This is a genomic window from Tepidibacter hydrothermalis (assembly GCF_029542625.1).
GTDB classification, from domain to species: domain Bacteria; phylum Bacillota; class Clostridia; order Peptostreptococcales; family Peptostreptococcaceae; genus Tepidibacter_A; species Tepidibacter_A hydrothermalis.
This window is the reverse complement of record NZ_CP120733.1, coordinates 1,632,190-1,644,886: the sequence shown is the minus strand read 5'-3', so window position 1 is coordinate 1,644,886 and position 12,697 is coordinate 1,632,190. Positions and strand designations below refer to the sequence as shown.

Below are 12,697 nucleotides of genomic sequence, written 5' to 3'. Positions count from 1 at the left end.
ATAACTGTTTAGCATACTCTACAGTTAGTGAATTTAGCACATTTTTATGCAAATACTATATATAATTAATCTAGTATTTAATTTAATTATTAGTAAGATAGTACGGATCTTAATCAAATTATTCATTTACTATTTATATATTTTGAGTCTTCTTCTAATTTCACCAACAAGTTGTTCCTTTTCAGATTTAGGTATTATACCGACAGATAGCCTGCGAGCTGCCATAGGTATAATCCAAGAATCTATATCCTCAGAAGTTATATCTGACAGTTTAGTATATTCATCTATGAACACTTTAATTATTTCCTCTTTAATTGAGTTAATATAGTATTCAATTTCACTAGGAATATGTCTTGGTAATATCGCCTGTCTAACCATTGGTACTATTGCATATCTAGTCATAAGAATATATTCTGCTAAATCAGTTTCTGGATTACCTATAGAAGCATGTCTCCAGTCAATTAATAAAGCTTTATTGTCTCTAATTAATATATTATTCAGGTTAGGGTCTCCGTGACATAATTGTTCTTTTATCGGTATGTTATTTAAGATATCAACGACTAATTTCTTCTCTGAGTTTGTTAGATAATTTGCTCCATTTATAGAATATATAATAGCCTCTCTTTGAGACCGAATATTCGGAATTTTCTTCCCATGTGTTTCACTTAGAATTTTAGCTGTTATTCGTGCGACATCTTCGTAATTGAATCCTTTTTGATTTACAAAACGTTCCATCAAGGTTTCCCCATATATACGTTCAAATATAATTCCTGGACGCCCATCAACATCTACTAATCCGAAAGGTTGGGGTACAGATACTCCATTATCCCAAGCAACTTGACTGTTTAAATACTCTGTTAGCATTGATTGATGTCTTTTTTTATTCTTTGCTAACTTAATTATTTTTTCATCATTTTCCCACTCAAAAACCTCGGCAGAACTACCTTCATTAATTTTCCTACCCATTTTTGTACTCATTTTCTCCCCCTTATAATACACATATTCATTTTATACCATCATATATTAACTAAAAATACATAAGCTATTTTATATAATTGAGCACTTTACATATTTTCATATAACATTTTTCTAAGTATCTTTTACTATAAAGATTTTGTCATTTCTATTTTTTATTATAGTTCCTGATTTTACTACAACATGTTCCATTACAATAACCCTTTCTAAAATTACATTATCTTTAATAATAACATTTGGCATAATTACTGAGTCTATAACTTTAGAATGTTTACCAATATATACTCGTGGAGATAAAACTGAATTTTGCACTTCTCCATGAATAATACATCCTTCACTTAAAATAGAGGAGTTAACTTTACCAGTTTCTCCCACATAGTGAGGGGGATGATTGTAAAGTTTTGAGTATATATTCCAATTATTATCATATAAATTCAACTTACTATTTTCTTTTAGTAAATCCATATTTGCTTTCCATAAACTTTCCACAGTTCCTACATCTCTCCAATACTCCTTAAATTCATAAGCAAATATATCTAATCTATCCTCTAACATTTTAGGGATAATATCATTTCCAAAATCATTACTAGAATTAGGGTTCTTATCATCTTCAATTAAATATTTTTTTAGTAACTTCCAATTAAAAATATACACTCCCATAGAAGCCAAATTACTTGTAGCATTTTTTGCCTTTTCTTCAAATTCATAAATTTTATTATTATTATCTATATTCATTATTCCAAATCTGTTTGTTTGATCCCATGCAACTCTAGTAGCAGCAATAGTAACTAATGATCCTTTCTTTTTATGATATTCAAGCAATGAGTAATAATCCATTTTATATATATGATCGCCAGATAATATCAAAACATATTCAGGTTCATATCTATCTACAAAATCAATATTTTCATATATTGCATTTGCAGTTCCTTTATACCATCTACCTCCTTTTAATCCTGCATAAGGTGGTAAAATGGTTACAGTACCATTTGGCCTATGAATATGCCAATCGCTTCCAATTCCTATATAGTAATTTAATTCCAAAGGGTTATATTGTGTCAGTACCCCAACAGTATTAATTCCTGAATTGCAGCAATTACTCAAGGTAAAATCAATAAGTCTATATTTTCCTCCAAAATGAATTGCAGGCTTTGCCATATTTATAGTCAATTCTCTTAATCGTGATCCACGACCTCCTGCCAATAGCATTGCAACTATTTCTTTTTTTGACTTTATCATAACCTTGTTCCCCCTTCTCACTTCATCCTATTCACTCATTCCTAAAGTGTTCAAAATCGAACAACTATAAAATAGAATAGTTAACCCTATTTTCTTTACTATCACAAAACGGCACTTACATTTGCCGTATTTAGCTCCTGAAATTTCTCTCCAAACTAATAATAGTTTGATAACAACCCAACTTTGTATTTTGTTAAATCAATAAGATTAAGGTTTTCATGTAGTTTATTAGGGAATAATATATGTACAATAAACAGAAGACTGACTCCTTAGATTATTCAAAAGAAAAGATAGATTCTTTTGAGTTTGCCTTTTTTATTTCCGTACAAAAAAAGGGCATCTCAGCCCTATAATATATTTTTTATTTTGAGATAGTATATTTAAAAGTCTAATTTAGTACTCATCTCTATTTTTACTTATATACAATTATAGTATGGTTTTATTATTCCGCAAGCCATTCTTCTTCCTGCATTACCTGAAGGTTGTGTTGTATAATCATCGAGATTTTCATGTATTATAATAGATTTTCCTATTACGTCTCTAACCTTGAATTTATTAGTAAAAAACGCCATTATAGCTCTTCCATTATTGGAAAATAGAACTGGAAAATCGCCTGCATGATTCCCATGAGGTTGATCAGTTGGATTCCAATGACCACCAGCATCTTTAAAAGGATTATCACTTTCTCCTATGTTACAATTTCCAAACTCATGTATATGAAATCCAAAAGGTCCTATAGGAGCTATATCTTCCTTTGTAGGTTGGTATGACGGCAATCCCTGCATATTCACATATACCCAAGCACCCCCAGGTACATCTTTTATAAATACTACACCTTTAATTTTGGGGCTAATTGGTCCTCCTCTTATATTAGCTATAGCTATACACTGGTATTTGCTTTTCATTGACTCATCTCCACATTTATTAAATTATATAATCCATACTATGATACTAAATATATATTGTTCCCAGCAACGATTACATTAATCTCCTTTTATTTAGTTATATAACCTTCAAATTAACAATATTGGAATTATCTAATCCTGAAAAACAATTAGCACAATCAAAAGTTTTAAACATAACCATAAAAAAATAATCATTTAAAAGAAAATGATTATTTTTTTATACGATTTATATTCTACTAGGAAATTTTCTATTAATAATACAAGTATAACTTCTTTGTAACTATTCTAAGTACAGTTTTTTCATTATATATTCTTTAAATCCAGAATCCTCATTTTTTTGTTCTTTAATAATTTTAAAGCCTTTATTAGCATAAAACTTAACAGCTTTTTCATTTTCTTTATAAACAGCTAAATTTAACTTCTCATATTTTTTTATTACATAATCTATTAATTTACTTCCTATACCTAATCCTTGATAATTAACATCTACAAACAAAGCGCCTATGAATTCATTATTTATTATACTTATAAACCCCTTTATATTTTCTCCATTATCATATACAAAAGTATCTGAAATAGGTATATAAATATTTTTCACATCATCATAATTATTTTCCCAGTATTCTTTATCAATAAAATTATGTGCCTTAATTGTGCTCTCTTTCCATATATCCATAACTTTATTTATCTCTTCATTTTTCAACTTTCTTATCATAAATATTATAAACTCCTTTATTTACTGCTATTTATTATTTTTCTTATTATATGTTCTCATACTTTATATAAGACAATTATATCATTTTCAAATGATGTCTTTTCATATGAATTTAATAAATAATAAAAAAGAACCTGATTATATCAAGTTCTAACTGTTATGTTTCATACTATTTTTATACGAACTAGTATTCAACACTTAATAAACAAAGTGCTCCTGCACTAGCTTTATGACCTACATCATTCATATCCTTAGATTTAAAAGCTTTCTCAATTATATTCATAGGTAATTGACCAAGACCAACTTGAATTAGTGTACCTACTATTATTCTTTCCATATTTAATAAAAATCCATTTGCTGTCATAGTAATAATAATTTCATTTTTAGTTTCTCTTACATCAAGATCTACTATTTTTTTAATTGATTTTCTTGTTTTCTTATTAGTAGTAAACGCTAAGAAATCATGTTCTCCTAAAAGGTACTTTACAGCTTTTTTAATTTTAGCTACATCTAATGTTTGATTCATTAAGTTAACATATTGTCTCTCAAACAAAGGACGATTAGGAGCATCTTTTTTCCATAAACGATACTCATAAGTTAAACTTTTCATTAAATATCTACTATGAAATCTCTCATCAACAGTTTCTACTGATAATATAATAATATCATCAGTTAAATATTTTTCAAAATAATCAAAAATTTCTTTCTCATCCAAACGACTATTTGGTGCTGTAAAATTAACAATTTGTCCTTTAGCATGTACCCCAGCATCAGTACTAACTGCACTAATAACCTCTACTTCTTCTTCATAGAGCTTTGATAATATTAATTCTAACTTACCTTGAATACTCTTTTCTAATTTACCTTTTGATTTATTGTACCCTGTATATTTTCTACCATCATAAGCTATCATCATCTTATAGTTTTGCATTTGAATCCTCCTTTTTCTAAATACCAATCAATACATTTTATCATACATTAAAATAAGTTTATATATGTAAATTTACATATGACAAAATCATTTGTTATGAAAATTCCAACGGCATATAAAAAATATAATTTTCTACCTTCTTGAATATTCTAAAACAGATAAACCTTCTTGAATCGTATACCTATCAAGATGCAGTTTTACCGATGGATTATTATCAAAGAATAGTGGTTTTCCGTTACCTAAAATCATGGGTACAATCCCAATAATGAATTCATCTATGATATCTGCCTTCATAAAGTGGTCAACTAAGACACTTCCACCATATAGAAAGATATCTTTTCCCTCTTCCTGTTGTAGTTTCTGAATATAACCAATAACATCATCTTTAATAAATTCTACATTGTCATGATCCTTCATATCCTTTCTAGTAGCCACGATAACTCTTTTATCTTTAAATAGTTCCATCATGGCATCTTCATAGGCGATTCTACCCATAACTACGATATCTACTTTCTCTAAAAATGCATTAAAATTAAATTTTTCGTCTGTGTCTAGTGAATGATCACCATCTCCTGTAATCCATGCATAACTACCATTCTCGTCTATAATATAACTGTCTAAACTCATTGCCAAACTCAAAATAATTTTTCTCATTATGTTCCTCCATTCAATTATTTACAATTTTTCTACAAAACAACATCAAAATGTTAAAGTAATTTTTATCATCTAGTGTTTTCTCTAAATTTTTAAAAATCTTCCAGTATGACTCTCAGCTGTTGCAGCAATCGTTGCTGGTGGACCTTCTGCTACAATCATTCCGCCTTTGGATCCGCCTTCTGGTCCTAGATCAATAATCCAGTCACTTTGTGATATCACATCCATAGAATGTTCAATAACAATTACTGAATGACCTTTGTAAACAAGTTTGTTTAAAAGTGTAATTAATTTTTCTGTATCACTAGGGTGTAATCCTGTTGTCGGTTCATCTAGTAAAAAAAGTGTATGTTCTCCCTGTGCACGACCCAACTCTTTTGCTAATTTAATTCTTTGGCATTCTCCTCCTGAAAGTGTTGAAGTTGACTGTCCAAGTGTAAGATAGCCTAATCCTACTTCATTAAGCACACTTAGGCGATTTAACACTTCTTTCTGATCACTAAATATCTCCATATTTTGCTTAACGGTCATATCAAGTATTTCCGAAATCGTGTAATTTTTATACATCACCTCAAGTACATGAGGGTTAAATCTTTTACCATAGCACACTGGACATTCTACTTCAATATCATCTAAAAAATGCATATCTAGAGGTATAGACCCTAATCCACGACATTTTTCACATCTACCACCTTTTACATTGAATGAAAAGTCACTACTTTTTAAACAACGTTCCTTTGCTGATAGTTGACTTGAAAATAAAGTCCGAATTGCTGTAAAAATATCAGTGTAAGTAGCTATTGTTGATCGAGAAGATCTCCCTATTCTTTGTTGTTTTACTTGAATCACATGCTTTACATGATGCAGACCTTCAACTGAATCAACGTCCTTTTTCTTTCCATCATAAATTCCTGCCAAGATATTAAATACAAGCGTAGATTTACCTGACCCAGAAACACCCGTTACTGTAACAAACTTATTAAGAGGTATACTAACATTCACATTCTTTAAATTATGCTCACGGGCATTAACAATATGAATTTCATTAAAATTACGACTACTAATATCTAGTTTTGCTTTATAAGACTTATTTAAATATTTTCCTGTCAATGATAACTCAAAACCTGAAATATCCTCAGGTTTTCCATATGCCACAATTTGACCGCCCTGACTTCCTGAATTTGGTCCAAAGTCGATAACATAATCACACTGGCTTACAAAATCCATATCATGTTCAATAACCATCACTGTATTGCCTATTTCTACTAATTTTTTTAATGCTTCTAGTATTTTTAATGTGTCTTTTGGATGTAACCCTGTTGTTGGTTCATCCAATATGTATAATACACCAGTCAACCCAGAGTCCATCAAACTTGCCATTCGAAGCCTTTGTGCCTCACCACCAGATAATGATTGAATTGTTCTATCAATTGTTAAATACCCCAAACCAATATTAGATATGCTCTCAATGCGTCGTAAAATATCGTTAACTATTGAATCCAACACTTCTTTGTTTTGATAACCTAATTGTTTATCAAGGGATAACACCCAATTTTTTAACTCATCGATTGTATAGGATGAAACCTCAATAATAGATTTATTATCTACATATACGCTTCTTGCTTGTTCATTAAGCCTTGTTCCATGGCATACAGGACAAATCGCTCTTAAGAAACACTTTTCAATATTTTTATTTGACGATCCTTTTCTAATATTTTCAGCAGACTTTTTCTTTAAAAATGTTAAAATTCCCTCAAAATACCCATCACTAACTTTTTTGGGTGGATCTATATGAGAATATAACTCTTTAAAATTCTCACTTTTAATACCTTCAAAGAATATTAAATGCTCCAAATCATTATAATCTTTGATAGATTTCTTAACATCAAATTCTAATTGATAATGCTTAGCCAATTTTGTAAGCACTTTTTCATAGTGTTGAGCCATTACACCTTGCCACATCTGAACTGCACCTTGTCCAACAGAAATGTGTTCGTCAATAATACCCATCGGGTCTATTTCATTAACTTCACCAATCCCACTGCACTGTTCACAAAAACCTTCTGATTTATTAAATGAAAAATGAGCCATTGTCAACACTGGAATACTGCTCTTACAGCGAGAACAGTAAATTATTTTCTGGTTTGACCCAACGTCATCAATATCTTCTGTATCAAAAATAGGATAACATAACTGCTGGCAATGAGGGCATTCCCTTATACCACACTTAGCATAAAGAAGTCTTAAATACGTCAATACCTCCGTAAATGTTCCTACTGTTGATCTTGGATTCCTATTATTAATCCCTTGAGAAATGCTAATAGATGGAGATAGACCAGCGATACTATCAACCCTCGCTTTATTCATACCATCGGTCACCATACCCATTGATTCCATGTATTGTCTTTGACACTCTCGTTGAAGAATATCAAAAGCAAATGTTGATTTTCCGGAACCCGATGGACCTGTAACTGCAACTAGTTGATACTTTGGTATATTGATAGAAATATTTTTTAAATTATGTTCATTTGCTCCTTTTACCTCTATATAATCAAACATTTAGTTTGCACTCCTTTATTATAAATATTATAATATCACTATAAACTATAAAGTAACTTTACAGTCAAGAGGTGTTTTTATGATCACTAAATTTCTTATCAGTGAAGCTGCAAAAAAATATAATATTTCAAGAGCTACATTGATTTATTATGACAATATTAATTTGCTTAACCCTTCATACAATCATGAAAATGGATATAGATATTATACCTATAAAGATTTAGAGAAATTAGAGTTGATTCTTACATTAAAAGAAAGTGGTCTGCATCTAAGTGACATCAAATCATTTTTAGATAGACCTTCCCACGAGGAGAGTATCCATCTACTAAATCGCCAAAATTATAAAATCAACCAAAAGATACAAGAACTTAAAAAATTACAAATAATTCTAGAAAAGCGAACTAGTTTACTTAGTGAATATGAGAAAATTGAATTCTATAATGATATTCGATTAAACTATTATCCTGAAATTAGCGTCTGTAAAGTTGACCTCAATTATAATAGTAAAAACCCTTATGAGGATGCAACTAACCGTTTAAAAGAAACTTTAGATGCTTCAATAACTAGTTATGGATCTATAACAAGTAAATATGGACTTTGTATTGATATAGAACAGCTTTATAATAGTGATTTTAACCGTTATAAATATGTTTTTGACTATTTAAGTCAACATATTGATATAGGAGATATCTTAAAGCTCCCAGGCAGTTATTATGTACGTTGCATCCACAAAGGCCCTTATAATATGGCGCATACATCATTCCATAAATTACTTAATTATATTAATCTACATCATTACACAATCACTGGAGATGCATTCTTAGTGCCACTTGTTGATTTGTGGGCGACCACTTCAGAAGATGATTATAAAAGTGAACTACTCATACCTGTTGAAATTGAATAGATCAAACTATTTTTCATGCTAAAAGAGCGTCTTACAATAAGACGCTCTTTAATCAACTATTTGACTATTATTTCACTTCTTGTTCAACAACCATTTTTCCTTCCCTATAAGGTTCTTCAAACCCATTTAAAAGCTGGTTCAATTTTTCATTATCGATTGTAATTATATAATGCTGCCATAGATTTGATGCAAGCATTAAAAGATTAAATTATAATGAAGATAATCATTTTTGTTAACTATTAATTAGATAAGCATATCAAAAACAAATTTTTTATTCTTAATGTATATTTGATATCTTCCATTATGCTTATCTAAAATTGCTCTCACAATTGCAAGTCCAAGACCATTTCCACTAATCTATTTATTTCTTGATGAATCCATTACATAGAACGGATTGAATATGCTTGAACAGCAATTCTATTATCCTCAGCTATTAATATCTTCATTTTTATATTCTCCATTTATTACTTATTAATTTTTACATAGTAATACTCAATATAAATACACATGAGCACAATATAAAAATATTGTACTCATGTGTTTTTTTCTACTTATTTAAATTTTATTATGGTGTATAAATCTCTCTTACTCCATCTTCAATCATATAAATTTCCACACTTTTAGCAGGAATTTTACGTCCTTCATATTCAAAGCTTTCTGTTTTATAGTTAGCTATTACTTCAACTTTATCACCAAACTTAGTCTTCTGTACCAATCTATCTTTAGACAGTATTTCATATTGGCTTAAAGCTTTAGTAACTGTAATTTCATGCATTTTTGAAAACACATTATACTGCTTTGATATAAACTCGCCATGCTTTTCTAATTCCTCTAAATTAAGATTATATAACGGTTGAACATTATATAATAGTTCAGTAAGTGCATTTGTAACAATTTGATTAGTAAATTTTAAACTTGAGCTTCCCCAGTGAGAAGTCGTAACTATTGAATCATGATATACAGTTTGATAAAGAGGTAATCTGAACTTAGGGTTAAAGTATATATATCCATATTCCTCTTTTAATGGAACCTGTTTTACAAATGTTTGTGGACCTTCTGAAGGCCAATATTTACCTAAATAGTATTTAGAGTCTCGGTTCTGTCTCATATCTTTATCGTTCCATGCAATAACAGGTGTCATCATACCTTGTGCAAAATGAATTGTATCAGATAAGTACCAGTGTCCTCCTTCTGACCCTACAACTAAACCATATTTATCTATCATCCACTGTAATCTTTCTTTTCTCGCATTTGCATCATCTTCCTCACTTGCAGGATGTAGTGGATTATAATCTTCATATAATTCTCCTGCTGCATCACAATCAACAAACCAAGAATCAAGCTTTATACTATCCATGATTTTTCCCATTCTCTCTTTTACATATGGCATAGCCAGAAGAGGACTTACTTTTCTACCTACCTGTTTATATCCACCAACATAACTACCATTCTTTCTCATTATCCCTCCTGTTTCCCATAGTTTTTTATCAAATCCTGCTGTATCCCACTGCACCTGTCCTGGTTCATGCATACTATGATAAGAGTCATATGACCCTATTAAATACCCCTGTTCTAGTGCCTTTTTTGCAGCATATTTATTAAGCTGCCAGTTTTGACCCATGTTGTCTCCGCCTAACCAAGCTTTTTTTATACCAAGTTTTTGTAGTTCATCTAACATTTTAGTTGAAAAAGCATTACCCACATCCTCAATTTTAACTTCGAAAAACTTTTCAAATCCTTCATAAAATAAACGTAAATTCAATTCATAAATCTCAGTATCATTTAAATTATTAATTCCCTTATTTAATAGTGCTTTAACTTCTTCACTCTTCTTCTGTCCTCTAAAAGCGGATTCTTTATAAAAATCTTTTCTTTTTAGAACTTGATTTATATCTCTAATTATTGTTTTTCTACCATATTGATCCACGTAGCCATCGTTGATATAGCTTTGGATAAGTTTTTTAACTTCTGATTCTTCAGGTAATAAATCTACTATCCTCTTTGATATTGATTCATTATTTTTATTATTATTGATTTTCTTTACAAATCCTAACCAATTCCCAATATCTCTTCTATCTAGTACTCCACTGCTCCATAGATAAATTTGTGCTGCTCCATATAACTTATCTAAATTTTTTGCTTTTTTTGCTTTTTCTTCTAGTGATACAAACTGATTTGTCTCAATTAAATAATCCCTAAATACTTTTGCTGGCATAATGTAATCATTTTCACCAATAATTATTTGATATGAGAACTCCTTCACATCATGGTTACTTGTAAATTGATGATTAATACTAAATCCTAAATTTTCATTAACATCTTTAAATTCAATCTCATCATTATAACCATTTTCCATAATATACGTGTACGTATTTAAATCATTACGTAAACCTATAAAAGGCATCGATAAGAACTCTATGGTATCCCAACTATCATATTGAGTTAAAAACTTAATAAATGTTTGATCTTTTTTAGGTATATACTTTCCTTCGTTATAAGGAATAATATATGAATCGAACCCCTTAGTAGATCCTACTTTTGGCCATGTGAAGCTCATTTCTTTTTCAGTAGAAAAATGAATATTTAATCTATCACCTTTTAAAGATACTTTTACTTCTACATCCTCATCTATTATATGATATTTAACTCCTTCTTTAGTGGTTTTTATTTCATCAATATTAAAGTTCCCCAATGGGTCTGATAAACAAACTTCATTTCCATTTTTATCTGTATTGATGACTTCTAAAGTTTTTGCATCTATAGAAATTGACATCATACTATTATTTAAATCGATTTTTTTTCCATCTATAAGTACTGTAGGTAATTCCTCTTTCTTATCTTTTTCTACTTGAATATTTTTTCTATTTTTTAGCTCTCCCTTCTCATTACTCCTAATTGTACCACATCCCGTTAAGAGAGTGAGTACAAGAATAAAACTGATTAACTTTTGATAATTCATTACTAAACCTCCATATTTAATAGTTTGATAAACACAGTATATTTGTCCTACGTTACATCAATGTTACATATACAATTACTAGTTAAACAAGTTTAGTTTAGTCAAACGATTGAAAAGAAATGAATCTATTGCTATAATGTCAGATATATGCTAAAATCAAAAATTATTAAGATAGAAAGGAAGTTTTTTATGAAAAAGCATTATACTTTTGAGCTGGTATAAAGGCAGAAGGCTCAAAGTAAATGATAATAGCCTTCTGCTATATTAGTAGTTATTAAATACAATAATCAGGAGGAAAAAAATGAATATAAGTAAATTAACAATTAGACAAGAACAAAAAGACGACCACAAACAAGTTTATAATGTAGCGAAAAAAGCTTTTGAAAATGCTGAGCATACAGATAGTGATGAACATAACCTTATAGAAAGACTTAGATACGCAAAGGAATTTGTACCAAAACTTTCTTTGGTGGCAGAACTTGAAGGAAAAATAGTTGGCCATATTCTTTTTACAGAGATTAAAATAGGGAAAAAAATAGGGTTATCTCTTGCTCCTGTTTCAGTTGATCCTAAATACCAATCAGGAGGAATAGGTTCTAATCTTATAATCAAAGGGCATAAAATTGCTAAAAATCTTGGTTATGAAATAGTGGTAGTTTTAGGACATGAAAAATATTATCCTAGATTTGGTTATGTCAAAGCTAGTAATTACGGTATAAAAGCACCGTTTGAAGTACCCGATGAGAATTTTATGGTTTTAGAACTAAAAGAAAATGCATTAAATGAAATTAAAGGTATTGTAGAATATTCATCTAAATTCTTCAATGAATAATAATGAGTTATAAATTCCTTTTAT

The 12,697-nt window shown here is 29.7% G+C and carries 11 protein-coding genes; 2 read left to right on the top strand and 9 right to left on the bottom strand.

Going from position 1 to position 12,697, the window contains the following annotated elements; translation table 11 throughout:
- Positions 1-129: 129 nt before the first annotated feature.
- From P4S50_RS07320 to uvrA, 7 genes are all read right to left on the bottom strand, one after another.
- Positions 130-978 (bottom strand): aminoglycoside phosphotransferase family protein, encoded by an 849-nt coding sequence (locus P4S50_RS07320; protein ID WP_277734086.1) that lies wholly within the window; start codon positions 976-978, stop codon positions 130-132.
- 111 nt (positions 979-1,089) lie between these two features.
- Positions 1,090-2,214, bottom strand: a complete 1,125-nt coding sequence (locus tag P4S50_RS07315; RefSeq protein WP_277734085.1) for a glucose-1-phosphate adenylyltransferase — start codon at positions 2,212-2,214, stop codon at positions 1,090-1,092.
- Positions 2,215-2,630: 416 nt separating this feature from the next.
- Complete coding sequence (locus tag P4S50_RS07310) at positions 2,631-3,119, bottom strand: superoxide dismutase family protein (RefSeq protein ID WP_277734084.1); 489 nt, start codon at positions 3,117-3,119, stop codon at positions 2,631-2,633.
- A gap of 280 nt (positions 3,120-3,399) precedes the next feature.
- A complete protein-coding gene (locus P4S50_RS07305; RefSeq protein ID WP_277734082.1) occupies positions 3,400-3,834 on the bottom strand; it encodes an N-acetyltransferase in 435 nt (144 codons plus the stop codon).
- 184 nt (positions 3,835-4,018) lie between these two features.
- On the bottom strand, positions 4,019-4,765 hold the full coding sequence (gene truA, locus P4S50_RS07300; RefSeq protein WP_277734081.1) for a tRNA pseudouridine(38-40) synthase TruA: 747 nt from the start codon (positions 4,763-4,765) through the stop codon (positions 4,019-4,021).
- Positions 4,766-4,897: 132 nt separating this feature from the next.
- Positions 4,898-5,419, bottom strand: a complete 522-nt coding sequence (locus P4S50_RS07295; RefSeq protein WP_331489714.1) for a dihydrofolate reductase family protein — start codon at positions 5,417-5,419, stop codon at positions 4,898-4,900.
- 84 nt (positions 5,420-5,503) lie between these two features.
- The gene (gene uvrA / locus P4S50_RS07290) at positions 5,504-7,978 is read right to left on the bottom strand and encodes an excinuclease ABC subunit UvrA (RefSeq protein ID WP_277734080.1); all 2,475 of its coding nucleotides are present in this window, start codon (positions 7,976-7,978) and stop codon (positions 5,504-5,506) included.
- Between the two features lie 79 nt (positions 7,979-8,057).
- Between uvrA and P4S50_RS07285 the strand changes: the two genes are divergently transcribed.
- Entirely contained in the window at positions 8,058-8,882 is an 825-nt protein-coding gene (locus P4S50_RS07285) for a MerR family transcriptional regulator (protein WP_277734079.1), read from the top strand.
- A 243-nt stretch (positions 8,883-9,125) separates the two neighbouring features.
- On the opposite strand, the gene P4S50_RS20240 is transcribed toward P4S50_RS07285, so the two are convergent.
- Together P4S50_RS20240 and P4S50_RS07280 are read right to left on the bottom strand one after the other, a co-directional pair.
- The gene (locus P4S50_RS20240) at positions 9,126-9,239 is read right to left on the bottom strand and encodes a GHKL domain-containing protein (protein WP_416390154.1); all 114 of its coding nucleotides are present in this window, start codon (positions 9,237-9,239) and stop codon (positions 9,126-9,128) included.
- A gap of 208 nt (positions 9,240-9,447) precedes the next feature.
- Positions 9,448-11,841 carry a glycoside hydrolase gene (locus tag P4S50_RS07280; RefSeq protein WP_277734078.1) on the bottom strand — a complete coding sequence of 798 codons (2,394 nt, stop codon included), beginning with the start codon at positions 11,839-11,841 and terminating at the stop codon, positions 9,448-9,450.
- Between the two features lie 301 nt (positions 11,842-12,142).
- On the opposite strand from P4S50_RS07280, the gene P4S50_RS07275 reads away from it, so the two are divergent.
- Positions 12,143-12,673: a GNAT family N-acetyltransferase gene (locus P4S50_RS07275; RefSeq protein WP_277734077.1), complete on the top strand. Its 531-nt coding sequence runs from the start codon at positions 12,143-12,145 to the stop codon at positions 12,671-12,673.
- Positions 12,674-12,697: the final 24 nt, after the last annotated feature.

Coding starts and splice junctions, on each gene's coding strand:
- P4S50_RS07320 (WP_277734086.1), bottom strand. CDS start 978: ATGAGTACAAAAATGGGTAGGAAAATTAATGAAGGTAGTTCTGCCGAG.
- P4S50_RS07315 (WP_277734085.1), bottom strand. CDS start 2,214: ATGATAAAGTCAAAAAAAGAAATAGTTGCAATGCTATTGGCAGGAGGT.
- P4S50_RS07310 (WP_277734084.1), bottom strand. CDS start 3,119: ATGAAAAGCAAATACCAGTGTATAGCTATAGCTAATATAAGAGGAGGA.
- P4S50_RS07305 (WP_277734082.1), bottom strand. CDS start 3,834: ATGATAAGAAAGTTGAAAAATGAAGAGATAAATAAAGTTATGGATATA.
- truA (WP_277734081.1), bottom strand. CDS start 4,765: ATGCAAAACTATAAGATGATGATAGCTTATGATGGTAGAAAATATACA.
- P4S50_RS07295 (WP_331489714.1), bottom strand. CDS start 5,419: ATGAGAAAAATTATTTTGAGTTTGGCAATGAGTTTAGACAGTTATATT.
- uvrA (WP_277734080.1), bottom strand. CDS start 7,978: ATGTTTGATTATATAGAGGTAAAAGGAGCAAATGAACATAATTTAAAA.
- P4S50_RS07285 (WP_277734079.1), top strand. CDS start 8,058: ATGATCACTAAATTTCTTATCAGTGAAGCTGCAAAAAAATATAATATT.
- P4S50_RS07280 (WP_277734078.1), bottom strand. CDS start 11,841: ATGAATTATCAAAAGTTAATCAGTTTTATTCTTGTACTCACTCTCTTA.
- P4S50_RS07275 (WP_277734077.1), top strand. CDS start 12,143: ATGAATATAAGTAAATTAACAATTAGACAAGAACAAAAAGACGACCAC.